Source organism: Gemmobacter aquaticus (genome assembly GCF_007859075.1).
GTDB classification, from domain to species: Bacteria; Pseudomonadota; Alphaproteobacteria; order Rhodobacterales; family Rhodobacteraceae; genus Gemmobacter; species Gemmobacter aquaticus.
The window spans coordinates 923,302-948,937 of sequence record NZ_VOAK01000011.1; the positions used below are offsets into that span (position 1 = coordinate 923,302).

Annotated in this window: 25 protein-coding genes; 4 read left to right on the top strand and 21 right to left on the bottom strand. The window is 63.9% G+C overall.

Translation table 11 applies throughout. The annotated features are described in order from the left end of the window. Window positions 1-5: 5 nt before the first annotated feature. Both hutH and hutI read right to left on the bottom strand, forming a co-directional pair. Window positions 6-1,535, bottom strand: coding sequence for a histidine ammonia-lyase (gene hutH / locus FQU74_RS06680; RefSeq protein ID WP_146285624.1), 1,530 nt, complete (start codon window positions 1,533-1,535; stop codon window positions 6-8). Then, window positions 1,525-2,709, bottom strand: coding sequence for an imidazolonepropionase (gene hutI / locus FQU74_RS06685; protein ID WP_146285625.1), 1,185 nt, complete (start codon window positions 2,707-2,709; stop codon window positions 1,525-1,527). The genes hutH and hutI overlap by 11 nt, the downstream gene beginning before the upstream one ends. 72 nt (window positions 2,710-2,781) lie before the next feature. On the opposite strand from hutI, the gene FQU74_RS06690 reads away from it, so the two are divergent. Genes FQU74_RS06690 through FQU74_RS06700 form a run of 3 tightly spaced genes read left to right on the top strand, consistent with a single transcriptional unit; the run spans window position 2,782 to window position 5,790 of the window. Then, window positions 2,782-4,131, top strand: coding sequence for a formimidoylglutamate deiminase (locus tag FQU74_RS06690; RefSeq protein ID WP_146285626.1), 1,350 nt, complete (start codon window positions 2,782-2,784; stop codon window positions 4,129-4,131). Then, on the top strand, window positions 4,131-4,814 hold the full coding sequence (locus FQU74_RS06695) for a GntR family transcriptional regulator (protein ID WP_146285627.1): 684 nt from the start codon (window positions 4,131-4,133) through the stop codon (window positions 4,812-4,814). The genes FQU74_RS06690 and FQU74_RS06695 overlap by 1 nt, the downstream gene beginning before the upstream one ends. After that, on the top strand, window positions 4,780-5,790 hold the full coding sequence (locus FQU74_RS06700; RefSeq protein ID WP_146285628.1) for an NAD(P)-dependent oxidoreductase: 1,011 nt from the start codon (window positions 4,780-4,782) through the stop codon (window positions 5,788-5,790). The genes FQU74_RS06695 and FQU74_RS06700 overlap by 35 nt, the downstream gene beginning before the upstream one ends. Here the strand turns inward: FQU74_RS06700 and FQU74_RS06705 are convergent, their stop codons facing one another. The 17 genes from FQU74_RS06705 to FQU74_RS06785 all read right to left on the bottom strand — a co-directional run bounded on the left by FQU74_RS06705 (window position 5,791) and on the right by FQU74_RS06785 (window position 22,697). After that, window positions 5,791-6,450: an SDR family NAD(P)-dependent oxidoreductase gene (locus tag FQU74_RS06705; RefSeq protein ID WP_146285629.1), complete on the bottom strand. Its 660-nt coding sequence runs from the start codon at window positions 6,448-6,450 to the stop codon at window positions 5,791-5,793. Window positions 6,451-6,637: 187 nt separating this feature from the next. Then, window positions 6,638-8,113, bottom strand: coding sequence for an amidophosphoribosyltransferase (gene purF / locus FQU74_RS06710; protein ID WP_146285630.1), 1,476 nt, complete (start codon window positions 8,111-8,113; stop codon window positions 6,638-6,640). Between the two features lie 110 nt (window positions 8,114-8,223). After that, complete coding sequence (locus tag FQU74_RS06715) at window positions 8,224-8,832, bottom strand: CvpA family protein (protein ID WP_146285631.1); 609 nt, start codon at window positions 8,830-8,832, stop codon at window positions 8,224-8,226. Between the two features lie 19 nt (window positions 8,833-8,851). Then, window positions 8,852-10,207 carry a DNA repair protein RadA gene (gene radA / locus FQU74_RS06720; RefSeq protein ID WP_146285632.1) on the bottom strand — a complete coding sequence of 452 codons (1,356 nt, stop codon included), beginning with the start codon at window positions 10,205-10,207 and terminating at the stop codon, window positions 8,852-8,854. A 1-nt stretch (window position 10,208) separates the two neighbouring features. Then, a complete protein-coding gene (locus tag FQU74_RS06725; RefSeq protein ID WP_146285633.1) occupies window positions 10,209-11,186 on the bottom strand; it encodes an LLM class flavin-dependent oxidoreductase in 978 nt (325 codons plus the stop codon). Further along, window positions 11,183-11,599: a paraquat-inducible protein A gene (locus FQU74_RS06730; protein ID WP_146285634.1), complete on the bottom strand. Its 417-nt coding sequence runs from the start codon at window positions 11,597-11,599 to the stop codon at window positions 11,183-11,185. Before FQU74_RS06730 ends, FQU74_RS06725 begins: the two co-directional genes overlap by 4 nt. 283 nt (window positions 11,600-11,882) lie before the next feature. Further along, window positions 11,883-12,629, bottom strand: a complete 747-nt coding sequence (locus FQU74_RS06735) for an ABC transporter ATP-binding protein (RefSeq protein WP_146285635.1) — start codon at window positions 12,627-12,629, stop codon at window positions 11,883-11,885. Then, window positions 12,626-13,369 carry an MlaE family ABC transporter permease gene (locus FQU74_RS06740; protein ID WP_373289008.1) on the bottom strand — a complete coding sequence of 248 codons (744 nt, stop codon included), beginning with the start codon at window positions 13,367-13,369 and terminating at the stop codon, window positions 12,626-12,628. Before FQU74_RS06740 ends, FQU74_RS06735 begins: the two co-directional genes overlap by 4 nt. A gap of 32 nt (window positions 13,370-13,401) precedes the next feature. Further along, window positions 13,402-14,463, bottom strand: coding sequence for an alanine racemase (alr, locus tag FQU74_RS06745; RefSeq protein ID WP_146285637.1), 1,062 nt, complete (start codon window positions 14,461-14,463; stop codon window positions 13,402-13,404). Window positions 14,464-14,635: 172 nt separating this feature from the next. Then, a complete protein-coding gene (locus FQU74_RS06750; protein ID WP_146285638.1) occupies window positions 14,636-16,069 on the bottom strand; it encodes a mannitol dehydrogenase family protein in 1,434 nt (477 codons plus the stop codon). A gap of 1 nt (window position 16,070) precedes the next feature. Next, window positions 16,071-16,844, bottom strand: a complete 774-nt coding sequence (locus FQU74_RS06755; protein ID WP_277752290.1) for an L-iditol 2-dehydrogenase — start codon at window positions 16,842-16,844, stop codon at window positions 16,071-16,073. Then, window positions 16,841-17,836 (bottom strand): ABC transporter ATP-binding protein, encoded by a 996-nt coding sequence (locus FQU74_RS06760; RefSeq protein ID WP_146285640.1) that lies wholly within the window; start codon window positions 17,834-17,836, stop codon window positions 16,841-16,843. The genes FQU74_RS06755 and FQU74_RS06760 overlap by 4 nt, the downstream gene beginning before the upstream one ends. Window positions 17,837-17,844: 8 nt before the next feature. Further along, entirely contained in the window at window positions 17,845-18,675 is an 831-nt protein-coding gene (locus FQU74_RS06765) for a carbohydrate ABC transporter permease (RefSeq protein ID WP_146285641.1), read from the bottom strand. A 1-nt stretch (window position 18,676) separates the two neighbouring features. Continuing rightward, window positions 18,677-19,549 carry a carbohydrate ABC transporter permease gene (locus FQU74_RS06770; protein ID WP_146285642.1) on the bottom strand — a complete coding sequence of 291 codons (873 nt, stop codon included), beginning with the start codon at window positions 19,547-19,549 and terminating at the stop codon, window positions 18,677-18,679. Window positions 19,550-19,625: 76 nt separating this feature from the next. After that, window positions 19,626-20,936, bottom strand: a complete 1,311-nt coding sequence (locus FQU74_RS06775; protein ID WP_146285643.1) for an ABC transporter substrate-binding protein — start codon at window positions 20,934-20,936, stop codon at window positions 19,626-19,628. Between the two features lie 103 nt (window positions 20,937-21,039). After that, window positions 21,040-22,011, bottom strand: coding sequence for a sugar-binding transcriptional regulator (locus FQU74_RS06780; protein WP_146285644.1), 972 nt, complete (start codon window positions 22,009-22,011; stop codon window positions 21,040-21,042). After that, a complete protein-coding gene (locus FQU74_RS06785) occupies window positions 22,008-22,697 on the bottom strand; it encodes an HAD family hydrolase (RefSeq protein ID WP_146285645.1) in 690 nt (229 codons plus the stop codon). Before FQU74_RS06785 ends, FQU74_RS06780 begins: the two co-directional genes overlap by 4 nt. A gap of 126 nt (window positions 22,698-22,823) precedes the next feature. On the opposite strand from FQU74_RS06785, the gene FQU74_RS06790 reads away from it, so the two are divergent. Continuing rightward, a complete protein-coding gene (locus FQU74_RS06790) occupies window positions 22,824-23,120 on the top strand; it encodes an alkylphosphonate utilization protein (RefSeq protein WP_146285646.1) in 297 nt (98 codons plus the stop codon). A gap of 8 nt (window positions 23,121-23,128) precedes the next feature. On the opposite strand, the gene FQU74_RS06795 is transcribed toward FQU74_RS06790, so the two are convergent. Beyond that, on the bottom strand, window positions 23,129-24,628 hold the full coding sequence (locus tag FQU74_RS06795; RefSeq protein WP_146285647.1) for a replicative DNA helicase: 1,500 nt from the start codon (window positions 24,626-24,628) through the stop codon (window positions 23,129-23,131). 293 nt (window positions 24,629-24,921) lie between these two features. After that, the gene (locus tag FQU74_RS06800; protein ID WP_146285648.1) at window positions 24,922-25,602 is read right to left on the bottom strand and encodes an orotate phosphoribosyltransferase; all 681 of its coding nucleotides are present in this window, start codon (window positions 25,600-25,602) and stop codon (window positions 24,922-24,924) included. Window positions 25,603-25,636: the final 34 nt, after the last annotated feature.

Here is a 25,636-nt window from a genome sequence, read left to right on the forward strand (position 1 = left end):
ATACCTCACAGAGCGGGGGCGGCAAGGCCGCAGGCGTGAACGAGGGCGCCGGCAGCAACCAGCTGCGCGGCCTGGGCCAGATCGGGGGCCATGTAGCGGTCATCCTGCAGATGCGGGATATCTGCGCGCAGGCGGGCGACGGTGTACTGCAGCGGGGCCGAGGTTGTCAGCGGTGCCCGGAACTCGACGCCTTGGGCCGCACACATCGCCTCGACCCCAAGGATGACGTTCAGGTTCTCCACCATGCGTCCCAGACGCCGCGCGCCGTGGGCGGCCATGCTGACATGATCTTCCTGATTGGCCGACGTCGGTGTGGAATCGGTAACGCAGGGATGGGCGAGATGTTTGTTCTCGCTCATCAGCGCGGCGGTCGTGACCTCGGCAATCATCAGGCCCGAGTTCAGGCCGGGGTTCGGCGTCAGGAACGGCGGCAAGTCAAAGCTGAGCGTCGGATCCACCATCAGGGCCACGCGGCGTTGGGCGATGGCACCGATCTCACTGACGGCGAGCGCGATCATATCCGCTGCAAAACCAACAGGTTCCGCGTGGAAATTACCACCAGAGACGATGCGGCCGTTTGTAAGGACAAGCGGATTGTCAGTCGCTGCATTCGCCTCGATCTCAAGCGTGCGTGCGGCCTGACGCAGGATATCCATCGCAGCGCCGGTGACCTGCGGCTGGCAGCGGATGCAATACGGGTCTTGCACGCGGCTGTCATCCTCGCGGTGGCTCTCGCGGATCACCGATCCGTCGAGCAGAGCGCGCATGAAGGATGCGGCCTCGATCTGCCCGGCATGGCCGCGCAGGGTGTGGATTTCGGGCTGAAGTGGCGCGGTCGATCCCATGATCGCATCGGTCGACAGGGCCGAGACGACGAGCGCCGTCTGCGCCGCACGCCATGCACCAAAGAGACCGGCGAGAGCATAGGCGGTGGAAAACTGCGTGCCGTTGATCAGCGCCAGCCCCTCTTTCGGGCCGAGCGTAATCGGAGAAAGCCCTGCTTTTTCAAGCGCTTCTGCGCCGGTCATCACCTTCCCCTGATATTCGGCAAAAGCCGCGCCGATCATCACCGCCGCCATATGCGCCAGCGGTGCCAGATCGCCCGATGCCCCGACCGAGCCCTGCGCGGGGATCACCGGGGTGACGCCACGCTCCAGCATGCCCTCCAGCAAGGCGATGATCTGCCAGCGCACGCCCGAAGCCCCGCGACCGAGGCTGAGAAGCTTCAGCGCCATCATCAACCGCGCGGTCGCCCGTGGCATCGGATCGCCCACGCCGCAGCAATGGCTGAGGATCAGGTTTTCCTGAAGTTTGGCAGTATCTTCCGATGCGATTTTCAGGCTGGCAAGCTTGCCGAACCCGGTGTTCACGCCATAGACCGGCACATCGCCAGCCGCGGCGGCGGCGATGCGGTCGGCGGCGGCATCGACGGCTGCGCGCGCGGTCGGAGCAAGCCGGGCCGGTGCCTCATCCCTCCAGATACGTTCCAGTTGTGACAGTGTCGTGCTGCCCGGTGTCAGGATTTCAGGCGTCAAGTTTGCCTCCGAAGATGCGGGAATGAAGGGGGGTGGCGCCGACGCGCCACGAGAGTTCGGCGGGGTGGCGGGCGTGCCAGATGGCAAGGTCAGCGCGCATGCCGGGGGCGATGATCCCTGCGTCCCGTAAGCCGAGCGCCGCCGCTGCATGAACGGTGGTGCCCAGCAGGGCCTCGGCCGGGGTCATGCGGAACAGCGTGCAGGCCATGTTCATCGCAAGGCAGGGCGAGGTCATCGGCGCGGTGCCGGGATTGCAGTCGGTCGCAACCGCCATACGCACACCGTGCCTGCGCAAAAGATCGATCGGCGGAAGCTTTGTTTCGCGCAATGTGTAAAAGGCGCCCGGCAGGATCACCGCGACGGTTCCGGCTGCGGCCATCGCGTGGGCGCCGTCCTCATCGAGATACTCCAGATGGTCCGCAGAAAGCGCGCCATGCCGGGCGGCCAGTGCCGCGCCATGCAGGTTGGACAGCTGCTCGGCATGCAGCTTGACCGGTAGGCCGAGTGCTGATGCCTCGGCGAACACCCGTTCGATCTGTGCAGGCGAAAAGGCGATGCCCTCGCAAAACCCGTCGACCGCATCGACCAGACCTTCGGCATGGGCCGCGCGCAGGGCCGGGATTGCCTGTTCGGTCAGATAGTCATCCGCCCGGTCACGATATTCGGGCGGTACGGCATGGGCGCCAAGGAAGGTGGTCACAACCCGGATCGGCCGTAGCTGGCCGATCTTTCGCGCGACACGAAGCATGCGTAGTTCTGTCTCAACATCAAGACCATAGCCTGACTTGATCTCAAGGCTTGTCACTCCCTCGGCCAGCATCTGATCGACACGCAACAGCGACTGCGCCAGCAGGTCGTCCTCGGAGGCAAGGCGCGTCGCCTTGACGGTCGAGATGATGCCGCCACCGGAACGCGCAATCTCTTCGTAACTGGCGCCCTGCAGCCGCATCTCGAACTCGGTCGCGCGGGTGCCCGCAAAGACGACATGGCTGTGACAGTCGATCAAGCCCGGTGTCACAAGCCGCCCGCCAAGGTCGATCTGCTCGCCTGTGTCCGCAAGATCACCCATCGGGCCGACCCAGGTGATCCGGTCGTCCTGCAGAACAACGGCGGCCTGTTCCATCAGCCCGTAGCCGTCCTGCATCGTCGCCACTGTAGCATTGGTCAGAATCATCAGAGGGCCTTGCATTGGTCTGCGCTTGATGTGAATATGTCTGCACATAATAACCGATGTCAAGAGGATGCCATGGCAACGATCTGGGCGGAAACAGCGCTGCTTCCCGATGGCTGGGCGCGCAATGTGCGGATTGATCTGAGGGACGGGCGCATCGCGGCCGTGACGCCCGGCGCCGCGCCCGAGGGGCAGAGGGTCGCCTGCCTGATCCCGGCTGGTCACAATCTGCACTCGCATGCGTTCCAACGCGCCATGGCCGGCATGACCGAACGTCGCGGCCATCCGCAGGATACGTTCTGGACGTGGCGGCAGCTGATGTACCGATTCCTGGATCAGCTGACCCCCGAAGATGTCGAGGCGATCACAGCCTTCGTTCAGGTCGAGATGCTGGAGGCGGGCTATGCCTCGGTCTGCGAGTTCCACTATCTGCACCATGCGCCCGGCGGGGTGCCCTATACCGATCTGGCCGAACTGGCCAAGCGTGTCATCGCTGCGGCCCAGGAAACCGGGATCGGGCTGACGCTACTGCCGGTCGCTTATGAACAGGGCGGATGCGACGGGCGGCCGCTTCAGGGTGGGCAGATGCGTTTCGGAAATGATTTCAACAGGTTTCAGCGCCTTGTTGAGGAATCGAGCGCGGCAATAAAGGCGCTGCCAGATGGCGTGATCGGGGTCGCGCCGCATAGTCTTCGTGCGGTCAGCCAGCACACGCTGGCGGCCTGCGCCGGAATGCCCGGGCCGCTTCATATGCATCTGGCCGAACAGGTTGGCGAGGTCGCCGAGGTTGAGGCCGCATGGGGCGCGCGCCCGGTGGAATGGGTGCTCGCCAATACCGAGGTCGGCCCGCGCAACTGCTTTATCCACCTCACCCAGATGCTGCCGCACGAGACTGCGGCGCTCGCCCAGACGGGCGCGGTCGCAGGCCTCTGCCCGATCACCGAGGCGAGCCTTGGCGATGGAATTTTCGATGGCTTGCGCTGGCTTGCAGCGGGCGGCGCCTTTGGTGTGGGATCGGACAGCAACATCCGCATCGCGCAGGCCGAGGAGTTGCGCGGCCTCGAATACTCGCAACGCCTGCGTGACCGCGGCCGGGCCATGCTTGCGACCGATGATCTCTCGACCGGACGCGTGCTGCTTGAGGGGGCTGCGCGCGGCGGGGCGCAGGCGGCGGGGCGCCAATCGGGGAAGATCGAGCCCGGTTGCTGGGCAGACGTCGTCGCATTGGACATGAGCGCCGTCGATCTTGAAGGCCGCCAGGGGGATGCAATCCTTGATGCCTGGATCTTTGCCGGTGATGACAGAATGGTGGCCGAGGTCTGGTCAGCGGGCCGTCATGTGGTAAAGGCTGGACGACACGTGGCGCGTGACACCGTCGAGGCGCGCTATCGGGCGGTCATGCGGCGGCTGGTGGGAAGTCTGTGATGCTTGCAGGGTGGGAGGATATCCGGGCCGAAGTGCTGCGCCGCATCCGCGCGCACGACTGGCGTCCGGGCGATACCATTCCCACCGAGGAGGCGCTGGCGCTGGAGTTCGGCGTCGCGCGTGCAACCGTCAACCGCGCCTTGCGCGAACTGGCCGAGGAGGGCGTGCTTGAACGCCGTCGCAAGGCCGGAACCCGCGTTGCCCTGCACCCTGTACGCCGGGCAACGCTTGACATCCCTCTGACGCGACTGGAGATCGAGGGGCGGGGGCAGGCCTACAGCTATCGCCTTCTGTCCGAGGAGATGGCTTCGCCGCCCCCGGCCGTTGCCGCCCGGCTCGGCCTTCCGCAAGGTGCGCAGATGCTGCATCTCGTGTGTCTGCATCTTGCAGATGACCGTCCCGCCGTGCTGGAAGACCGGTGGCTGAACCCTGAAACGCTGAAGGTCCAGCCTGACTTTCATCTTGTGTCAGCCAACGAGTGGCTGCTGGCGAATGTGCCCTACACGACCGGCGACATCAGCCTTTCGGCGGCCAATGCAACCGCAGATGAGGCGCGGTTGCTGGATCTGCCGCCCGGCAGCGCGCTTTTCATCATCGATCGCACGACCTGGGACCGCGACCACCCGGTGACCTGTGTCCGGCTCGCCCATGTGCCGGGCTTCCGGATGCGGACCACTGTTTGAACGCCACGGAAATAACACGCGACAAATCAACCTGTGGTATTCTATCACCGACTGGCAGTCGGATCGGAGGGGCACGATGCGCTATGGCTATGTCGGGATCGGCAATCTGGGAAGCCAGCTGGCGATGAGCCTGATCCATGCGGGCTTCGATCTGACGGTCTATGACCGCGACCCTGCCGCTGCCGCGCGGCTTGGCGAGGTCGGCGCGACCGTGGCGCCCTCGCTGGCGGCATTGGCCGAAGAGGTGGACCATATCTTCACCTGCCTTCCGACTCCGCAGGCAAGCGAGGTGGTACTGGCCCAGGTCCTGCCGGGGCTTCGTCCCGGCGCCACCTGGATAGAGAACTCGACCCTCGGTCGCGACGATGTGCTGCGTCTGGCGCATCTGGCCGATGATCAGGGCGTGGGCATGCTGGAAGCGATGGTGACCGGTGGCCTTCACCGCGCCTCGCGGGGCGAGATCACGCTGCTCGTTGGAGGGCCAGAGGCGATCTATCAGATGCACCAGCCCGCGCTGAAGGCGATGGGGCGACAGCATTTCCACATGGGGCCTCTTGGCTCTGCGGCGCTGATGAAGGTCATCACCAATATGCTGGCCTTCGCCCATCTGGTTCTGGATGGCGAGGCGATGATGCTGGCCAAGCGCGGCGGGCTTGATCTGCGCACCGCGTGGGAGGCGATCAGCGCCTCGTCGGGGTCGAGCTTCGTCCATGAAACCGAAGGGCAGCTGATTCTGAACGGCAGTTACCAGATCGGCTTCACGATGGACCTTGCGCTCAAGGATCTGGACTTCGCCATGCGCTTTGGTCGCGAATTCGGCGTGCCGCTTGATCTGGCCTCGCAGGTCAACCAGACTTTTCTGAAAGGCCGGGCAGCCTATGGCGGCAAGGCTCAGTCCACGCAGATCGTCAAGCTTCTGGAAGACCTGTTGCAGACCGAGCTGCGCGCCGAGGGTTTCCCGGCGCGGCTAGGCTGATCAGATCAGGCTTACCAGTCGCGCGGCCTCTGCCCGCGGATCGGAAAGGCGTGCGCGATCCTCGCCGGGATGGAAGCGCGCGCGGGTGGCCGTCGGCATCGGGGCAGGGGTTTCAATCAGGACGCGCGGGCCAATGCGCGCCGTTTCGGCCTGCCAGCTTTTCGCCAACGCGATCTGAGCCGCCTTGGTCGCTCCATAGGCCCCATAGTTCATGTCACCGCCATGTGGATCATCGAGGAACATCGCCGTCGCCCCGGCTTGCGCCAGCAGAAGCGGTGCCACCATCGGGATCAGAACGCCGGTCGCCCGCACATTGGTTGCGATCGACTTGTCCCAGTCCTTCGTATCGATGAAATGCGCGGGCGAAAGCGGCGCTGCGTGCACGGCGGCATGAATCCAGAGGTCCAGCTTGCCCCAGCGGTCATGGATCGACCGGCAGAGCCAGGCCATGGCCTCATCATTGGTCACGTCCATGGGCGCCAAAGTCAGCTCACCCGCACCCGGCTGACGGGCGGCCTTCACGCGGTCGTCCAGCTCTTCCAGCCCGCCCACGGTGCGCGCGACTGCGACGACATGCCAGCCACGGCTCGCCAGCTCCTCGGCCATGGCAGACCCCAGCCCGCGCGAGGCTCCGGTGACGAGGGCGATGCGTTGGCTCATGCTGTCTGACCTTCTCTCGGGCTGTGGACCTGGGCGCCGGGGGTTTCACACCCCCGGACCCCCGTGGGATATTTGTACAAGGGGAAAGAGGCAAGCGCCGCAAACCGGACGCGATGCCGCATCCTTTTCATTCTGGCGGAAATCCCTCGGGGGTCGGCGCGGCAGGTGCGAGGGGGCGGCGCCCCCCTTAGCCTGCTTCCTTCATCTCGAAACCCTCGGCCAGTTTGTCCGAAGGCGGGATCGGGTATTCGCCCGAGAAGCATGCGTCGCAGAAGCGGGGCGCCTTGGGATCGCGGCCCGCGGCCTCGCCCGCTGCACGGTAGAGACCGTCGAGCGAGATGAACTTCAGGCTGTCGACGCCGATCCACTCGCGCATTTCTTCTTCAGACATGGTCGCGGCCAGCAACTTCGAACGCTCTGGCGTGTCGACACCGTAGAAGCAGGGCCAGGCGGTCGGCGGAGAGGCGATGCGGAAGTGTACTTCGGCAGCACCTGCGTCGAGGATCATGTCCTTGATCTTGCGCGACGTTGTGCCCCGCACGACCGAGTCATCCACAAGGATCACCCGCTTGCCTTGAATAAGCGCACGGTTCACGTTCAGCTTCAGCCGGACGCCCATGTTGCGGATCTGTTCGGTCGGTTCGATGAAGGTCCGGCCCATGTACTGGTTGCGGATGATCCCCATCGCATAGGGGATGCCGGACTGCTGCGAATAGCCGATGGCGGCGGGGGTGCCACTGTCGGGCACCGGGCAGACAAGGTCGGCCTCGACCGGGGCTTCCTTGGCCAGCTCCACCCCGATCTGGCGGCGGGTTTCATAGACCGAGCGACCGCCGAGGATCGAGTCGGGGCGCGAGAAATAGACCTGCTCAAAGATGCAGAACCGCGAGGGCGCGGGCTGGAAGGGGCGGGTCGAGGTGACCTTGTTCCCCTCGATCACCACCATCTCGCCGGGCTCGATCTCGCGCACGAACTCGGCGCCGATGATGTCGAGCCCGCAGGTCTCAGAGCTCAGCGCCCAGCCATGGTCCGAGATACGGCCCAGAACCAGCGGTCGCACGCCATGCGCATCGCGCACCCCGATCAGCTTGGTACGGGTCATCGCAACGACCGAAAACGCACCCTCAACGCGGCGCAGCGCATCCTTGATCCGTTCGGAAATGTTGGTCTGGATCGACCGTGCCATCAAGTGAATGATGCACTCGCTGTCCGACGAGGATTGGAAGATCGATCCGCGCTCGATCAACTCCTTACGCAGGGCGGCGGCGTTGGTCAGGTTGCCGTTGTGGGCAATCGCAGCGCCGCCCATCGAGAACTCGCCAAAGAACGGCTGCACGTCGCGGATCGCGGTGGAGCCTTTTGACCCGGCGGTCGAATAGCGCACATGACCGATGGCCAGCTCGCCGGGAAGGGTAGCCATAACGTCGGCGCGGGTAAAGTTGTCACGGACATAGCCGAAGCGCCGGGCCGAGTTGAAGCCGTGCTCGGGATCGTAGCTGACGATGCCGCCCGCCTCTTGCCCGCGGTGCTGCAGGGCGTGCAGGCCAAGCGCCACGAAGTTTGCCGCATCAGCCACGCCGATCACGCCGAAGATGCCGCATTCCTCCTTCAGCTTGTCGCCATCCTCAAGGGGGTCGAACGGTGTGCCGGGGATGGCGCGCATGTGTGGCTCTCCGAATCCGAAGGGGGGCGTTCGGCCCCCCTTTAACCCCTTGTCGTCAGAGTGTCACGCCCAGATGCGGCACATTGTCCGTGCGCCACGGCACAGCGGCGTCAACCATTCGTGACAGGTGCTGCCGGGGCGGTTGCCGGATCGACCGGCGTGGCGGGCGCTGCGCAGACAGACACCAGTTGTTCATACTTCTGCACGATCCAGCCGGGCGCATCCGAGGGGATCTGGTCATCAAGATTGCCCTGAAAGGCCGCGAAAACCTTGGCGGAACGCGAATTGTCAACCATCGGGATCGCCTCGGCCGCGACGGCGCGATCATAGACTATGAAGGCCACCGCAACCAGCAGAACGCCCCGCGCGACGCCAAAGAGGAAGCCAAGCGCCTGATCCAGCCCGCCCAGCACCGTCTGGTTGACCCAGCTTGACAGAAGGGGGGTAAACAGGGCTGCAACCACAAGGCCAAGAGCAAAGACCGCCGCAAAGGCCGCGATCACCGAAAGCTCGCAGCTGTCGCCGATGAAATCGCCCACGACGGGCAGTTCCTTGATCAGGGGCTGTGCCTGTGCGGCGAACATGAAGGCCACGACCGCGGCGCCGATCCAGCCGGCGATGGCCATCACTTCGCGGATCAGACCACGCGAATAGGCAAGGATCGCCGATAGGATGATGATCCCGGCCACCACGCCGTCGATGATGGTGAAACCCTGCATTCCGTCACTCCTTGGGGGATCAGCCCGCCCCGAACATTTCACCCACGAAAGCCGTCAGATCAGCCGTTTCGCGCAGGCGCATACCTTCTGCCTGACCGGACTTCGACCGCGCAGGCAATGTGGCCTGTGAGAAACCAAGTTTCGCCGCCTCTTTCAACCTGTTTTCGGTCTGTCCGACCGGGCGCAAGGCGCCCGATAGCGAGATTTCTCCGAAAAGCACCATGTCGGGCGGAATTGCCACATCCTCGCGCGCACTCAGCAATGCGGCCGCTACGGCCAGATCGGCGGCGGGTTCATTCACACGCATGCCACCGGCAACGTTCAGAAAAACGTCGAGCCCGGTAAAGGGGATGCCACAGCGCGCCTCAAGCACCGCAAGGATGGTGGACAGCCGCCCGGAATCAAGACCGACAACCGTGCGGCGGGGCGTGCCAAGGTTCGATGGCGCGACAAGGGCCTGAATCTCGGTCAGAACCGGACGCGTGCCTTCGATCCCGGCAAAGACCGCCGAACCCGGCGTTGCGGCTTCGCGGTCCGACAGGAACAGGGCAGAGGGGTTCAGAACCTCGGCCAGGCCGTCGCCGGTCATCTCGAACACGCCGATCTCGTCGGCAGGCCCGAAGCGGTTCTTGACCGCGCGCAGGATACGGAACTGATGCCCGCGCTCGCCCTCGAAATAGAGAACGGTGTCAACCATATGCTCCAGAACGCGGGGCCCGGCGATGGCGCCCTCTTTCGTCACATGCCCCACGATCACCACCGCAACGCCGCGGCGCTTGGCGAAACTCACCAGCTCATGCGCCGCCGCGCGCACCTGACTGACTGACCCCGGCGCGCTTTCCACATTGTCGAGCCACATGGTCTGGATCGAATCGATGATCGCAAGCTGCGGGCGCTCGGAATCCAGCGTTGTCAGGATGTCGCGCAGGTTGGTTTCCGCCCCAAGCGCGACCGGCGCATTGCGCAGGCCGAGCCGTTGTGCCCGCATGCGGACCTGCGCGGCGGCCTCTTCGCCGGAAATGTACATGCATTTCAGGCCATTGTGCGCGAAACTTGCAGCGGCTTGCAGCAGCAGGGTCGATTTTCCGATGCCCGGATCCCCGCCCACGAGGATCGCCGATGCTGGCACAAGACCGCCTCCCAGAACGCGGTCCAGCTCTCCGATCCCCGAGGACGAGCGGGGCGGCGGCGCCTCTTCCGTCGCCAGATCGGTCAGCGGGATGCTGCGCCCCTTGGCCTGCGGTCTGGGCCCCGAGGACAGCGGCGCCTCCTCGATGATCGAGTTCCATGCCCCGCAGGCGTCGCATTTGCCCGCCCATTTCTTGTGAACGGCACCGCAGGCGGTGCAGGAAAAGCTGGGGGTTGCCTTTGCCATGTCAGAACCACGCCTTTGCGGTCAGCGAGAGCGAGCGTTTGCGCGCCTCGAAATCATGGGTGTCGGTCACGACGATCACCTCGTCAGCTTGGGTTTGCGCCACAATGGCCTCCAACCCTGCACGCACCTGATCGGGTGTGCCGACAGCGTGGCAGCCGAGCATGGCCATGACCTGCGCCTCTTCCCGTGCATTCCAGTCGAGGGGGCCGGGCGGCATCTGGTATCGGCGGTTGTTGCGCACAAGACCAAGGAAGCCCTGCTGCATGGTGGTGAACAGATAACGCGCCTCGGCCTCGGTCTCGGCGCAGACAACATTGGCCGCAACGATCGCATGGGGTTCACGCAGCCGAGCCGATGGTTTGAAGTTGCTGCGATAGAGATAGAGCGCATCCAGCAGTGCCGCAGGTGCGAAGTGGGAGGCAAAGCCGAAGGGCAGGCCCAACTCCGCCGCCAGAAGCGCGCCGAAATGCGACGAGCCCAGAATGACGAACTGCACATCTGTCCCGGCCGCGGGAACAGCCGTGATTCCAAGCGCGTTTTCAGGCGCGAACCAGCCCATCAGCTCCACCACATCCTGCGGGAAGCGATCAGCCCCCTGCGGGTCGCGGCGCAGCGCGCGGATGAGGGTTGCGCCATCGGTGCCCGGCGCGCGGCCAAGGCCAAGGTCGATACGGCCGGGAAAGAGCTGGGCCAGCGTTCCGTATTGCTCTGCCACCACATAGGGGGCGTGATTGGGCAGCATGACCCCGCCAGACCCGATGCGGATACGGCTGGTCGCGGCCCCGACATGTGCAACCACCACCGGCGTCGCAGCAGAGGCGACGCCGACCATGTTGTGATGCTCGGCCACCCAGTAGCGGTGAAAGCCAAGTGTCTCGACATGGGCCGCAATGGCTGCGGCATTCTTCAGGGCCTGAGCTGGCCCCTGATCCTCGCGGACACGCGTGAGGTCCAGAAGTGAGAGTGGCGGGCGCGTCATTTCGGGCTCTTCAGGGAAAGCGAGACAAGGATAAGCCCGGTGAAAAGATACATCCCCCAGGCGATTTCGACGGTGGCAAGCCCAACGCCCTTCACGATCACCACATAAAGCGCAATCAGGAAGACGTCCGCCATGGCCAGCTTGCCAATCACCGCAAGCGCGGGCTCGGTGCGTGGATCGAGCAGGCCGAAATCACGCAGTGCACGGCCGGTCACCTTCAGGATCGGCGCAAAGATCGCGCAGAAGGTGACGACAAGCGCCAGAAGCGCATCGCTTTCCCAAAGCGACTGCAGACCCGAGACGACAGAGATTTCTGACATCCCGAACATGGGCAGCAGTCCCGCGCGCAAGAGCGGTGCAAACCAGGCAATCGGAAACAGGAGAAGTAGCGACAGGTTCAGGTAGCGTGACATGGCGGCGATCCTGCGGGCAATCGTGACCGGGTGCAAGGTGGCATGACCTGCGCCACAGTGCAGGGGAAAGGCAAGGGGGACTGTCTGCCCCCATCGGCGCGTGACGCGCCATTCGGCGCTGAAAACCATTCCCCGGATGGTTTTCCGGGCGCGCCTCATCCCCGAGGATATTTGGGAAAAGAAGAAGGCCGCTGCGTCCGTTCTCTTTTTCAGAAATATCCTCAGGTGGTGAATTGTCCGAAAGGACAAGAGGGGGCGCGAGCGCCCCCTTTCTTCTGCGACGTTACCGCACAGATTCAATCGGGCCTTCGGCGCGGCCGTGAATGAATTGCTGCACATAGGGATCAGGCGTCGAGTCGAGCTCGGACACCGGTCCTGTCCAGCGCACCTTGCCGCCGTGCAACATGGCGACATTGTCGGCAATCGCGCGCACGCTGGTCATGTCATGGGTGATCGTCATTGCGGTTGCGCCCATTTCGACCACGATCTCGCGGATCAGGTCATTGATGACGCCCGACATGATCGGATCAAGCCCGGTCGTGGGTTCATCAAAGAAGATCACCTCGGGGTTGGCCGCGATGGCGCGGGCGAGGCCCACGCGCTTCTGCATGCCACCCGAAAGCTCGGCTGGATAAAGGTCGGCCACTTGTGGGCCAAGGCCCACGCGGCGCAACTTTTCGATGGCGATCTCGCGCGCTTCGGCCTTTGGCTTCTTCAGTGCACCACGCATCAGGCGGAAGGCGACGTTTTCCCAGATGCGCAGGCTGTCGAACAGCGCACCGCCCTGAAATAGCATGCCGAAGCGGGCCAGGAATTCGTCTCTGTCGCCGGTGGTCACATCCTGACCATCCAGCGTGATCTGGCCGGCGTCATGGTGAACAAGGCCGAGGATGCACTTCAAAAGCACCGACTTGCCGGTGCCTGACCCCCCGATGATCACCATCGAGGTGCCGCTTGCGATGGAGAGATCCACGCCGCGCAGGACGTGGTTGCTGCCGAACCGTTTCTCGACGCCTTTGAGCTCGATCATGAGAAGAACAGCTCCGTCAGGAGGTAGTTGGCGGCAAAGATCAGCACCGAGGCAGAGACCACGGCGGATTTCGTGGCCTTGCCCACGCCCTGCGCCCCGCGGCCCGAGTTCATGCCGTGATAGCACCCCATCAGCGCAACGAGGAAGCCAAAGGCCGCGCCTTTCAGAAGGCCCGATGTGATGTCCCACATTTCGAGAAAATCGACCGTGTTCTTGATATAGGCGGCGGAGTTGAAGCCGAGCCGCTGCACGCCCACGATCCAGCCGCCCATGATCCCGATGCTATCGCCCACTGCGACGAGCACCGGCACCGCCAGCGTTGCTGCAAGAACGCGCGGAACCGCAAGGTATTTCAGCGGGTTGGTCGAAAGCGTCACAAGTGCGTCAATCTGTTCGGTCACCTTCATCGTGCCGATCTCGGCCGCGATGGAGGAGGCGACCCGCGCGGCAACCATCAGCCCGCCAAGAACCGGTCCAAGCTCGCGGGCCATGCCGATCGCGACGATCGCGGGCACCACTGCCTCGGCGCTGAACCGTGCACCGCCTGCATAGATCTGAAGCGCCAATGCTCCGCCGGTAAAGAGGGCCGTCATGCCGACAACGGGCAGTGAGAACCAGCCGATCTGCATGAGCGCCTGCAGAAACTCGCGCGGGTAAAAGGGCGGTCGCAGGAGGTGGCTGACCACGTCGGCGGCAAAGATCGCCACGCGGCCAAAGCTCGCCAGCATCCCGAGCGTCATACGGCCAAGTGCCGCAACCGGGGAAAGCAAGCTCACATCTGCCCCCGCGTGGCGGCCGAAACATAGCGGCGGGCATAGCGGTGGCCCAGCGAGGTCAGGACCTCATACCCGATGGTGCCGGCAACATCGGCCAGATCATCGACGCCCTGCATCGGCCCAAGAATGTCAAGCGCGCGCGGGATCTGCTGCAGATGGCTGATATCGGCGGTGATCAGGTCCATCGACACGCGCCCGACGATCGGCACGGGGGTTTCTCCGTCCCATAGCGTCGCCGCGTTGGAATAGCGTCGGGTGAGGCCGTCAGCATAGCCTGCCGCGATGGTGGCGATCAGCCGGGGCTGGTCGGCGATGTATCCGCAGGAATACCCCACGATCTCGCCCGCCTCGACCTCGCGCACCTGAATGATCGGCAGCGAGAGGCCCACGACCGGATGCGACGCGACAAAAGGACGACCGCCATAGAGGCCGACGCCGGGGCGGGTCAGTTCGAAATGATAGTCCGGGCCCAGAAGAATGCCGCCGGTCGCTGCAAGGCTGCGCGGCACGCCGATTCCATCGGTCATCGCATGGAACTCTGCAAGCTGCGCGGCATTCATCGGATGATCAGGCTCATCGGCGCAGGCCAGATGGCTCATGACCAGTTCGGGCCCCTGTTCCAGCACGAGCGGGGCTACGGCTTCCCACTCCGGCGCCTCAAGCCCCAGACGGTTCATGCCGGTATCAAGCTGAATGCCGAAGGGATGGCCCGGCAGGCTTTCCAGATGCCGGGTGATCTGATCGACCGAGTTCAGCATCGGCGTCAGGTCCAGGTCCTGAATCATCTCGGTGTCGCCCGGCATGTGGCCGCCCAGCACGTTGATCTGGGGCCCCGGTCCAAGCGCCTGCCGCACGGCTGCGCCTTCCTCGGCCACCGCCACAAAGAAGCGCCGCGCGCCAGCCTCGGCCAGGGCGCGGGCCACACGTTTTGAGCCGAGCCCATAGGCGTCGGCCTTCACTACGGCGCCCGTCTGGGTGGACGGATCGCTCAGCCTGTCCAGCGCGCGCCAGTTGGCGGCGATGGCGTCAAGATCAATGGAGAGTGTCGCGGTTGCCATGAGGCGGTTTTGACAGCGCAGGCGGGAAGGTCAAGGGGAAATGCCAGCCGCACGCGAAACCCGGCCTGCCTTGGGGGGCCGATGGCAGAAATGCGCCCCGTTCGGCCTGGGGGGCAGGAACGGGGCGCCAAGGGGGCAGGGCGACACAGCGCCGCCCGGCCGGCCTGTCCGGTCATTCTGCCAGCCAGGCTTTCAGGGTGTTTGCCGTTCCCTGCGCCCAGAGGCTGTTCAGCCAATGCGTGAAATCGGCGGCGAAACCCGCATTGTCAGCAACATCGCCATAGATGCTGCGCTGGTTCAGCCAAAGCTGCGGATTGTCCTTGGCCTGTAACGCCAACGCCTGAAGCGCATCCCAGTTGGGATCATTGGGGGCAATCTCGGCGCCGCTGTCCGTCGTGCCCGCGCAATAGCGGCACCACATGGCCGAGACGAGCGCGAGGCCGCGTGCCGACCGTCCCGCCGCCAGCGCATCGCGCACCGACGGAATGATGAACTTGGGTTGCCGGTTCGACCCATCAAGGCAGAGGCGGCGTTCGGTATCCGCAACCTCGGGGTTGGAGAACCGCGCGCGGATCAGGTCATAATAGGCCGGGATGTCGGTATTCGGCACCGGTGGTACAAAGGGACTGACCTCTTCCCGTTCGACCTTGTCAAGCAGAGCCGAGATCAGGGGGTTGGCCATGGCCTCGTGGACATATTCGATATCCATCAGCCCGCCCGGATAGGCGATGATCGCATGCCCGCCGTTCAGGATGCGGATCTTCATCATCTCGTAGGCGTGAACCTGATCCGAGAAGGTGACGCCAACCCGTTCCAGCGCCGGGCGACCGGCGGGGAATATGTCCTCAACCACCCACTGCCGGAAGGGCTCGCAGGTGACGGGGACCGGATCGTCGTCCAGGCCAAAGCTGGCGGCCAGGGCGCGCTCGCGCGGGCCGGTGGCGGGAGTGATGCGGTCCACCATGGCGTTGGGGAAGGCGACATTGGCGTCAATCCAGTCGGCCATTTCAGGGTCCGACAGCCGCGCGAGGCCCGAGACAGCCGCGTGGGTGACATGCCCATTGCCCGGCAGGTTGTCACAGCACATGACGGTAAAGGGCTGCACGCCCGCTGCACGGCGCATCTTCAGCGCCTTGATGATCGCACCAAAGGCTGTCGCGGGCGCATCCGGGCTGGCCGAATCCGCAACAATCTCGGGTGCGGTCGGATCGAACTGACCGGTGGCTGCGTTGATGAAGTAGCCTCCCTCGGTCACCGTCAGGCTGACGATGCGGATATCGGGCCGGCTCATTGCGGAGATGAGGCTCGCGTTGTCAGGTTCCACCGGCAGAAAGTCGATCATGCTGCCCACGCGACGGCAACTCTTGCCTGCTGGGTCCAGCTCGATCACGGTCGAAAGGCAGTCCTGCGCCTTGAGCGCATCGCGCATGCGGGCGTCGCCCGCCCGGACGCCTGCGCCAAGGATTGCCCAATCGTGATCCAGCCCGAGGTTGAACAGGTCATCCAGATACACCGCCATATGCGCGCGGTGAAAGTTGCCAAGCCCGATATGGACGATGCCGGGTTTCAGGTTGGCGCGGTCGTAGCGAGGGGATTGAACGCTCATGTCATGCCATCCAGTTGCCGCCGTCGACCCCAAAGGTCTGGGCGCAGATGTAATCGGCCTCAGGCGTGGCGAGGAAAATCGCCATGCCGGTCAGGTCTTGTGCGGTGCCCATTCGGCCATAGGGGACTGCGCTACCCACGATCTTTTTCTTCTCACCCGGCGCGCGGCCTTCGTACTTGGCGAAGAGGCTGTCGACATGGTCCCAGTGTTCGCCGTCGACCACACCTGGGGCGATGGCGTTTACGTTGATGCGGTGCGGGATCAGGTTCAGCCCGGCGCTTTGTGTCAGGCTGATGACGGCGGCCTTCGAGGCGCAATAGATCGCAACGAGGCTTTCGCCTCGACGTCCGGCCTGGCTTGCCATGTTGATGATCTTGCCGCCCTCGCCGCGCGCGATCATGTGCCGCGCCGCCGCCTGCATGCAGAAGAGCGTTCCCGCCACGTTGACCGAGAAGATGCGGTCATAATCGGCGCGGCTGATCTCGGCGATCGGCTGCGCCGTGAACAGGGCCGCGTTGTTGATCAGGATGTCGAGCTTGCCCATCTTGGCCACGGCATCGGCAAATCCTGCCTCGATACTGGCCTGATCGGTCACATCCATCTGCACGGCCACGGCCTGGGGGCCGAGGCTGGTGGCAGCTGCCTGAACGGCTGCTGCGTTGATGTCGGCCAGCGCGACGGTCGCGCCTTCGGCGATATATGCGCGGGCGAACTCCAGCCCGATGCCGCGCGCGGCCCCCGTGATCAGGGCTGTCTTGCCTTGCAACCGCATCAGAGCGCCATCCCGTTAGCGTCAAAGCGGTAGAGTTTGCCCGACTGCGGACCAAGCGTGACCTGATCCCCGTGGTGCAGGTTCATCTCGCCTGAAACGCGCACCGTCAGATCGCCCACGCCCGGCACATTCACCTTGAGGAAGGTGTCCGAGCCCAGATGCTCGGCCAGACCAACCACGCCGGTCCATGGACCGTCGGCCTGAACCTCGACATGTTCGGGGCGCACGCCCAACGTATCGCAGTTGTGCTTCTTGGCCTCGGCCCCGGTGATGAAGTTCATCTTGGGGCTGCCGATAAAGCCCGCGACAAACAGGTTGCGGGGGCTGCGATACAGCTCTAGCGGACTGCCGACCTGCTCGATGCGGCCCGCGTTCAGCACGACGATCTTGTCGGCCATCGTCATCGCCTCGACCTGGTCATGGGTCACATAGACCATCGTCGTCTTCAGCGTCTGGTGCAGTTCGCTGATTTCCTGACGCATCGTCACCCGCAGCGCGGCGTCAAGGTTCGAAAGCGGCTCGTCAAACAGGAAGGCTGCAGGCTCTCGGACGATCGCGCGGCCAATCGCCACCCGCTGCCGCTGGCCCCCCGAAAGCTGGCCGGGGCGCCGGTCGAGGTAGTTCGACAGGTTCAGGATGCGCGCGGCATTTTCAACCTTGCGATCCTGCTCGGCCTGGCTGAGCTTGGCCATCTTCAGCGGGAAAGCGATGTTCTTGCGAACGCTCATATGGGGGTAGAGCGCGTAGCTTTGAAACACCATCGCAAGGCCACGCTCGGCGGGGGCTGCGTCGGTTGCGTCCTTGCCGTCGATCAGGATCTTGCCCGAGGAGATATCCTCAAGCCCGGCGATCAGGCGCAGCAGGGTGGATTTGCCGCAGCCCGAGGGGCCGACGAAGACCACGAACTCTCCGTCATTGATCTGCAGATCAAGCGGCGGGATCACGTTCACGTCGCCGAAGGATTTGGTGACGGCGGAAAGGGAAATCTGTCCCATGGGTTACCTCACTTCACCGCGCCGAATGTCAGGCCGCGGACGAGTTGCTTCTGGCTGAACCAGCCAAGGATCAGGATCGGCGCAATGGCCATGGTCGAGGCCGCCGAGAGTTTCGCGTAGAACAACCCTTCCGGGCTGGAGTAGCTGGCGATGAACTGCGTGAGCGGTGCCGCATTGGAGGTCGTCAGCTGCAGCGTCCAGAACGCCTCGTTCCAGGCGAGGATGATGTTCAGAAGCAGCGTCGATGCGATGCCCGGAACTGCCATCGGGGTCAGGATGTAGAGGATTTCCGAGCGCAGGTTGGCGCCGTCCATCCGCGCGGCCTCAAGGATCTCGCCAGGGATTTCCTTGAAGTAGGTGTAGAGCATCCAGATCACGATCGGCAGGTTGATCAGGGTCAGCACCACGACCAGCCCGATGCGGGTATCCAAGAGCCCGAAATCGCGGAACAGCAGATACATCGGCACCAGAACGCCTACGGCGGGCATCATCTTGGTCGACAGCATCCACATCAGCAGGTCCTTGGTGCGCTTGCCCGGCACAAAGGCCATGGCCCAGGCGGCGGGGATCGCGATGACCAGTGCAAGGATGGTCGAGCCAACCGACAGCACCACCGAGTTCCAGAAGTGCAGCAGGTAATTCGACCGTTCCTGCACCTCGTGATAGCTCTCAAACGTCCAGCCCGAGGTCAGCACACCCAAGGGCGTGCGGATCGCGTCGCCCTCGGTCTTGAAGCTAAGGATGAAGATCCACAGGATCGGGAAGAAGATCAGGAAGCCGACGGTCCATGCGGCAACTGTGACGACGGCTTGCCGTGCGGGGGTTGATTTGCGGGACATGTCAGCTCTCCAGGTTCTTGCCGATCATGCGCATCAGAAAGACCGCGACGATGTTGGCGAGGATGACGGCGATGATGCCGCCCGCCGATCCACCACCCACGTCAAAGTTCAGAAGTGACTGGGCATAGACGAGGAAGGGCAGGTTGGTCGACGCCGTGCCGGGGCCGCCATTGGTGGTCACGAGGATTTCGGCAAAGACCGACAGAAGGAAAATGGTCTGGATTAGGATGACCACGGTGATCGACCGCGTCAGGTGCGGCAGCGTCAGGTAGATGAACCTGTTCAGCCAGTTGGCGCCGTCCATTTCGGCCGCCTCCATCTGCTCGCGGTCAAGGCTTTGCAGCGCGGTCAGCAGGATCAGGGTGGCAAAGGGCAGCCAGCTCCATGCGACGATCAGGATGATCGAGGCAAGCGGCGCGTGGGACAGAAAGTCGAACGGCTGAAAACCGAGGGACTTGGAGATATGCGCGAAAATTCCGTTCACGGGGTTCATGAACATGTTCTTCCACACCAGTGCCGATACAGTCGGCATGACGAAGAAGGGGGCGATCACCATGACCCGCACGATGCCCTGGCCGCGGAACGGCTGATCCAGCAAAAGCGCCAGCGCGATACCGCCGAAGACGGTGATCAGAAGCACACCGGCCACCAGAAGCAGCGTATTGACCAGCGCGGATTTGAAGGCGGGTTGGGTGATGAAGTAGTAATAGTTGTCGAACCCGGCCCAGCTCTCCATTCCCGGCATCAGCAGGTTGTAGCGGAGAAAGCTGAAGTAGATGGTCATTCCAAGCGGCACGATCATCCACAAGAACAGGAGGATCACCGCCGGAGAGACCATGAGGCGCGCAGCCGTCCGTGAGTGTTCGGTTGCCATGGCGTTTCCTGAATGTCGGGGAGTGGAAAGGGGGTGGCGGGGCCAGAGAGAGGCCGGCCCCGCCGGGGAGGAGCAGTTACTTGATGTATCCTGCCCGGGTCATTTCCTGGGTCACAGCGGCCTGCGCCTGTGCCAGGGCCTCGTCAGCGGTGCTGGAACCGGCAAGCGCTGCCGAGAAGAGCTGGCCCACCATCGTGCCAATGCCCTGGAATTCCGGGATCGCCACGAACTGCACGCCAACGTAGGGCACCGGATCAACGGTCGGCTTCGTCGGGTCAGCCGAGTTGATGCTGTCGATCGTCATCTTGGCGAACGGGATCTTGGCGTATTCCGGGTTCTCGTAGAGCGAGGTACGGGTGCCCGGAGGCACGTTGGCCCAGCCTTCTTTCTCGGCTACCAGCGCCAGGTACTCTTTCGAAGTGGCCCAGGCGACAAAAGCCTTGGCGGCCTCTTCCTTCTGGGTGCCTGCGGGGATCGCGAGGTTCCAGGCCCAGAGCCAGTTGCCGCGCTTGCCGAGGCCCTTGTCGGGTGCGAGCGCGAAGCCCACCTTGTCAGCCACGGTCGAGTCCTTGCCGGTCACGAAGGATGCAGCAACGGTTGCATCGATCCACATGCCGCATTTGCCCTGCTGGAACAGCGCGAGGTTCTCGTTGAACCCGTTGCTCGAGGCGCCGGGCGGGCCGTAGTTGTTCATCAGGTCGAGGTAGAAGTTCAGCGTGTCCTTCCAGGGCTGCTGATCGAACTGGGGTTTCCAGTCCATGTCGAACCACTTGGCGCCGAACGAGTTGGACATGGCCGACAGGAATGCCATGTTCTCGCCCCAGCCAGCCTTGCCACGCAGGCAGATGCCGTAGACCTCGTTCGACTTGTCGGTCATTGCGGCGGCAGCTTCCTTGATGAAGTCCCAGGTGGGCGCTTCGGGCATGGTCAGGCCCGCTTTCTCCATCAGGTCGGTGCGATACATCACCATCGAGCTTTCGCCGTAGAAGGGCGCCGCCACCAGGTTGCCGTCGACGGTCAGGCCGCCGCGGATCGCGGGCAGCAGGTCGTCCACGTCATATTCGGCGGGCAGGTCGTTCAGGCTGACAAGCCAGCCCTGCTTGCCCCAGATCGGCGCCTCGTAGGTGCCGATCGTCATCACGTCAAACTGGCCGCCCTTGGTGGCGATATCGGTCGTCACCTTCTGGCGCAGCACGTTTTCTTCCAGCGTCACCCACTCGACCTTGATGTCGGGGTGCTTGGCGTTGAACGCGTCCATCAGACCCTGCATGCGGATCATGTCGCCGTTGTTCACGGTCGCCACGGTGATGGTGGTTTCGGCCAGCGCAGCGCCCGCCAGGGTGAGCGCAACGGTCGCGCCAAGAATGGCGCGGTAAGTCATGGTCATCAGTGATCCTCCCTCAATGCGTGAGCAAATCATCGCATAGCGGGTAAATGCTCACATAAGGGGGTGAGTCGTCAAGTCCTTGGATTCGCCGCACCTGCAAAGGTCAACGGGCGGAAAGAAGGGCCTCGGCGGTGGGCATGTCGGTCACCAAGCCATTGAGGATGCGCGATTTCATGGCGCCACAAATCGCCGGAACCTTGGTCGCACCAGCAGCGATTCCGATAGAGGGGCGATCGAGCCCCGGCTCGACCCGCACCCCGCCGGTCCGGGTGTTGATGCCGAAATCGAGGTACTGGCCGTCCGAATCAAAGACCCAGCCGGCCACCTCGCCGGCAGCACCGGCCGCCCGCATCTGGTGCAACTCGCCCGCCGTGACGAACCCGTCCTTCAAAAGCGGGGCGTCTTCGGACATCTGACCCACACCCACAAAGATCACATCGCAGGCCCGTGCCAGTTCCAGCACGCGCTGCACGGGGGCGAGGGCATGGAAGGCCGCGCGCTCTTCGGTAGTGGTGGAAACCACTGGCACCAGCATCGGGTAGTGCGGCGCGCGGATCTTGTCCGAAATCCGCATGACCACATCGAAGAACGAGGCCGAACCATCCGGTGCGATATTGCCGATCAGCGAGACAAGCCGGTGCTGTGGCGCCTCCAGCGGATCGATTGCCTCGACCAGACCGCGCAGGGCACGGCCAGTCCCGAGGCCGATGACCAGCGGGTCGGGCATCCGGAGAAAGCGCTCAAGCTCTCCTGCCGCCGCAGCGGCAATGCCCAGCACAGGGTCCACACCCTCACCAAGCCCCGGCACCACACGGCAGCGTGTCAGGCCATAGCGGTCGCGCAGCGCGCGCTCCATGTCCATGCAGGCGCCAATCCGGTGATTGAGGCGCACCTGAATCAGCCCATCCGCCATCGCCCGGCTGACCAGACGCTGGGCACGCTGGCGACTGACGCCCATCTCGGCGGCGATCTGGTCCTGCGTCATGCCACCGACGTAGTAGAGCCACCCCGCACGGGCGGCCTCATCCTGGACGGTGGGTTCGGGGTCGGGCTTGGAGGCGGGGGGGCGGCTCATTTCGGGCCTCGGAAATCGGGGTGAAGATCAAGAAAACAGGTAAAGTCGTCGAACACCAGATGTGGCGTAGCATCCGGCGGTTGGGTCAGTTGCCGTCCGGCCATGTGGCTGCCGCCAGTAAAGCGCCAGACCGTCATTCCCGCCGCAAGGCCTGCGCGAATTCCGGTCAGGCTGTCCTCGATCACCAGACAGCGCGCGGGGTCCGCCCCACATTCGCGCGCGGCGTGCAGGAACAGGTCGGGCGCGGGCTTTCCATTCGCGACCATTGAGGCGGTAAACAACCTTGGGCCCACCAGATCGCCCAGACCTGTCAGGCGCAGCGACATTTCAGCCCGCGGCGGGCTTGACGAGGTGGCGACGCAATGCGGCAGGGCGAGCCCGTCGATGACCCCCCGGATGCCCGGCATTACCTTCAGATCGGTCTCAAAGGCCGAGAGCAGGCGGGCGCGGTAGTGGTCTTCGAATTCGGGCGGCAGATCCAGCCCGAATTGGTCGCGGATCGTTTGCATCACGGTCGGATAGCTGCGCCCGAGAAAGTTGCGCGAGACATAGTCCAGATCCACATCCACGCCGCGCTCGGCCAGTTCGGCAATAAGCATCGAGAGCGAAATGATCTCGCTGTCGATCAGAACACCGTCGCAATCAAAGATCACGAGGTCGAAGGCAAGGGGGGCCTGAGTATCCATCGCCTTGGTGTAGCGGCAAGAGCGGGCGGAAAACAACAGTGTTGCGGGGCACGACCTGCGGGATTAGGGGGAGGTGACAGGTGCCACCGGTTGTCGGCGCGCGACCTTTGATGCGAGGTATGGCAGATGGCCGATCAGGATGACGACTACGTCTATGACGAGGCAACGGGCGAATGGCGCCCTGCGTCCGAAGTTGCGGCCGCCAACCGGCGCGTCGTTCGCGACAGTGCCGGGAACGAGCTTGCCGACGGCGACGCGGTGACGCTTGTCAAAGACCTGAAGGTCAAGGGCACCAGTCAGACGCTGAAACAGGGCACGGTGATCCGTTCGATCCGCCTGACCGACAATGAAGAAGAGATCGATTGCCGCCATGACACGATCAAGGGGCTGGTCCTGCGGACGGAATTCGTGCGCAAACGCTGAGGGGTTCGTCAGAACCCCTCGTTTCCGCCGCCGTCCTGCCAGGGGCGGACAAGGTTGCCAAAGCGGGTGAATCGGCCCTCGAACGACAGTTCCACATGGCCGATCGGCCCGTGACGCTGCTTGCCGATGATGACCTCGGCCTTGCCATGGACCTGTTCCATGATCGCCTGCCAGGCGGCCATCTTCTCAAGCTCATGGTCACCGGGCTTTTCGCGTTCCTTGTAGTATTCGTCGCGATAGACGAACAGCACCACGTCGGCGTCCTGTTCGATCGAGCCGGATTCGCGCAGGTCTGACAGCTGCGGGCGCTTGTCCTCGCGGCTCTCCACGGTCCGTGAAAGCTGCGACAGTGCGATCACCGGGATGTTCAGCTCCTTGGCGATGGCCTTCAAGCCCTGGGTGATCTCGGACACTTCCTGTACCCGGTTCGTCTCACCCCGGCCGGTGCCCTTCAGAAGCTGCAGGTAGTCAACCATCAGAACATCAAGCCCGTGGGTACGCTTGAGGCGACGCGCACGCGCGGCCACCTGGCTGATCGGCAGGGCGGGCGTATCGTCAATGTAGAGCGGGCAGCTTTCCAGCGACTTCGCCGCCTCGACAAAGCGGCGGAACTCGGTCTCGGTCATGTCACCACGGCGGATCTGTTCCGAGGGCACTTCCGACGCTTCAGAGAGGATCCGCGCGGCCAGCTGTTCAGCGCTCATCTCGAGGCTGAAGAAGCCCACACAGCCCCCTTCGACCGCGCCCTCATGCCCGTCGGGCAGGCGCCCACGGCGATAGGCCTTGGCGATGTTGAAGGCAATGTTGGTCGCAAGCGAGGTCTTGCCCATCGAGGGGCGCCCCGCAAGGATGATCAGGTCAGATGGGTGCAGACCCCCCATCTTCTTGTCGAGGTCGATCAGCCCGGTCGAGATGCCGGCAAGACCGCCGCCGCGCTGATAGGCGGCATTGGCGCTGTTCACGGCCTCGGTCACCGCCTTCAGGAACGACTGGAAGCCGCGCTCGGCCACGCCCTGTTCGCCCAGCTTGTACAGGCGCTGCTCGGCCTCGGTGATCTGCTCGCGCGGCTCGGAGGCCACGTCGATCTTGGCAGCCTTGGCCGAGATGTCGCGCCCGAGCCCGATCAACTCGCGCCGCACTGCAAGATCATAGATCATCTGCGCATAGTCGCGTGCGGCAAAGGCGCTGATGGCCGCGCCTGCAAGACGCACCAGATAGGCGGCGCCGCCCAGTTCTTTCAGGCCCGCATCATCCTCGAGAAACGCCTTGAGCGTGACAGGCGAGGCCAGCGCATTTTTCTGGATACGCGCGGCCGCAATTTCGAAAATGCGGGCATGGACCGGATCGAAGAAGTGCTCGGCCTTCACCAGTGCCGCGATGCGGTCATAGGTGTCGTTGTTGGTCAGGATCGCGCCCAGAAGCTGCTGCTCGGCCTCGATATTGTGCGGCAGCGCATCCGTCTCGGGCGCCGCCGGCAGATCGGTGCGGATCTTTGCGACTTCGTTCATGGCCTGTCTTGTCCCCCGCCGGTTCTCGCCGCCCCTGCGGCCCCCGGTTCTGGTCGTTGTCTTTATCCTGATGATGCCCGTGTGGGCAATCGTGGCAAGTCTGTGATCAACCCTGTGGACAACTCTTTGGCCGGTCCCGACTGTGGGGCGGTTTCGGAAGATACCACAAGATATGGCGGTTCCGGCCGATATTGATACCACGATCCGCGATTCGGCGCAGGTGTTATCCACGGCCCATCCACAGGGCAATCCACATTGCCGCAGGGGCACGCGCGGAAATCCGCGCGCGCGGTTCAGGCCTTGGTGCGGGCAGCTTGCCAGGCACGCGGATCGTTCAGGAACTCTTCAACTCCGGCCAGCGTTTCGGCATCGAAAGAGCCTTGCGCGCGGGCCTCGGCCAGCATGTCCCACCAGGTGCACAGATGGAGGAGCTTGACCCCATGCTCGGCAAGCCGCGCCTCGGTTTCCTTGAAGATGCCGTAGTAGAAGATCACAGCCGTATGACCGCAGGTCGCGCCGGTTTCGCGGATCGCATCGACGAAGCTGAGCTTCGATCCGCCATCGGTGGTGAGATCCTCGACCAGCAAGACGCGCTGTCCCTCGGTCATGGCACCTTCAATCCGGGCATTGCGGCCATAGCCTTTGGGCTTCTTGCGCACATAGGTCATCGGCAGGCCCAGCCGTTCTGCCACCAGCGCGGCAAAGGGGATGCCCGCCGTCTCACCGCCTGCGATGTTGTCGAAAGCTTCGAACCCGGCCTCGCGCATGATCGTCACCGCAAGAAAATCCATCAGCGTCGAGCGGATGCGCGGGTAAGAGATCAGCTTGCGGCAGTCGATATAGGTGGGCGAGGGCAGGCCTGATGCCAGCGTGAAGGGTTCGCGCGCGTTGAAATGCACAGCACCGATCTCCAGAAAGGCGCGGGCTGTCAGGCGGGCGATTTCCTCTTTGGTCGGGAACGAGGTCGGGATCATCGGGTCTGTCCTTCCGTGTTGCGGCTTCCTCTTG

Bases quoted from the DNA above. Each gene is read 5' to 3' on its own strand.
- FQU74_RS06795 (WP_146285647.1), bottom strand. From the start codon at position 24,628: ATGAACGAAGTCGCAAAGATCCGCACCGATCTGCCGGCGGCGCCCGAG.
- FQU74_RS06750 (WP_146285638.1), bottom strand. From the start codon at position 16,069: ATGAGCGTTCAATCCCCTCGCTACGACCGCGCCAACCTGAAACCCGGC.
- FQU74_RS06735 (WP_146285635.1), bottom strand. From the start codon at position 12,629: ATGATCGAGCTCAAAGGCGTCGAGAAACGGTTCGGCAGCAACCACGTC.
- hutI (WP_146285625.1), bottom strand. From the start codon at position 2,709: ATGATTCTGACCAATGCTACAGTGGCGACGATGCAGGACGGCTACGGG.
- FQU74_RS06740 (WP_373289008.1), bottom strand. From the start codon at position 13,369: ATGACGCTCGGGATGCTGGCGAGCTTTGGCCGCGTGGCGATCTTTGCC.
- FQU74_RS06800 (WP_146285648.1), bottom strand. From the start codon at position 25,602: ATGATCCCGACCTCGTTCCCGACCAAAGAGGAAATCGCCCGCCTGACA.
- FQU74_RS06760 (WP_146285640.1), bottom strand. From the start codon at position 17,836: ATGGGACAGATTTCCCTTTCCGCCGTCACCAAATCCTTCGGCGACGTG.
- FQU74_RS06770 (WP_146285642.1), bottom strand. From the start codon at position 19,549: ATGGCAACCGAACACTCACGGACGGCTGCGCGCCTCATGGTCTCTCCG.
- FQU74_RS06730 (WP_146285634.1), bottom strand. From the start codon at position 11,599: ATGTCACGCTACCTGAACCTGTCGCTACTTCTCCTGTTTCCGATTGCC.
- FQU74_RS06790 (WP_146285646.1), top strand. From the start codon at position 22,824: ATGGCCGATCAGGATGACGACTACGTCTATGACGAGGCAACGGGCGAA.
- FQU74_RS06765 (WP_146285641.1), bottom strand. From the start codon at position 18,675: ATGTCCCGCAAATCAACCCCCGCACGGCAAGCCGTCGTCACAGTTGCC.
- FQU74_RS06715 (WP_146285631.1), bottom strand. From the start codon at position 8,832: ATGCAGGGTTTCACCATCATCGACGGCGTGGTGGCCGGGATCATCATC.
- FQU74_RS06700 (WP_146285628.1), top strand. From the start codon at position 4,780: ATGTGCCGGGCTTCCGGATGCGGACCACTGTTTGAACGCCACGGAAAT.
- FQU74_RS06690 (WP_146285626.1), top strand. From the start codon at position 2,782: ATGGCAACGATCTGGGCGGAAACAGCGCTGCTTCCCGATGGCTGGGCG.
- FQU74_RS06705 (WP_146285629.1), bottom strand. From the start codon at position 6,450: ATGAGCCAACGCATCGCCCTCGTCACCGGAGCCTCGCGCGGGCTGGGG.
- FQU74_RS06775 (WP_146285643.1), bottom strand. From the start codon at position 20,936: ATGACCATGACTTACCGCGCCATTCTTGGCGCGACCGTTGCGCTCACC.
- FQU74_RS06695 (WP_146285627.1), top strand. From the start codon at position 4,131: ATGCTTGCAGGGTGGGAGGATATCCGGGCCGAAGTGCTGCGCCGCATC.
- purF (WP_146285630.1), bottom strand. From the start codon at position 8,113: ATGCGCGCCATCCCCGGCACACCGTTCGACCCCCTTGAGGATGGCGAC.
- FQU74_RS06785 (WP_146285645.1), bottom strand. From the start codon at position 22,697: ATGGATACTCAGGCCCCCCTTGCCTTCGACCTCGTGATCTTTGATTGC.
- alr (WP_146285637.1), bottom strand. From the start codon at position 14,463: ATGGCAACCGCGACACTCTCCATTGATCTTGACGCCATCGCCGCCAAC.
- FQU74_RS06780 (WP_146285644.1), bottom strand. From the start codon at position 22,011: ATGAGCCGCCCCCCCGCCTCCAAGCCCGACCCCGAACCCACCGTCCAG.
- radA (WP_146285632.1), bottom strand. From the start codon at position 10,207: ATGGCAAAGGCAACCCCCAGCTTTTCCTGCACCGCCTGCGGTGCCGTT.
- FQU74_RS06725 (WP_146285633.1), bottom strand. From the start codon at position 11,186: ATGACGCGCCCGCCACTCTCACTTCTGGACCTCACGCGTGTCCGCGAG.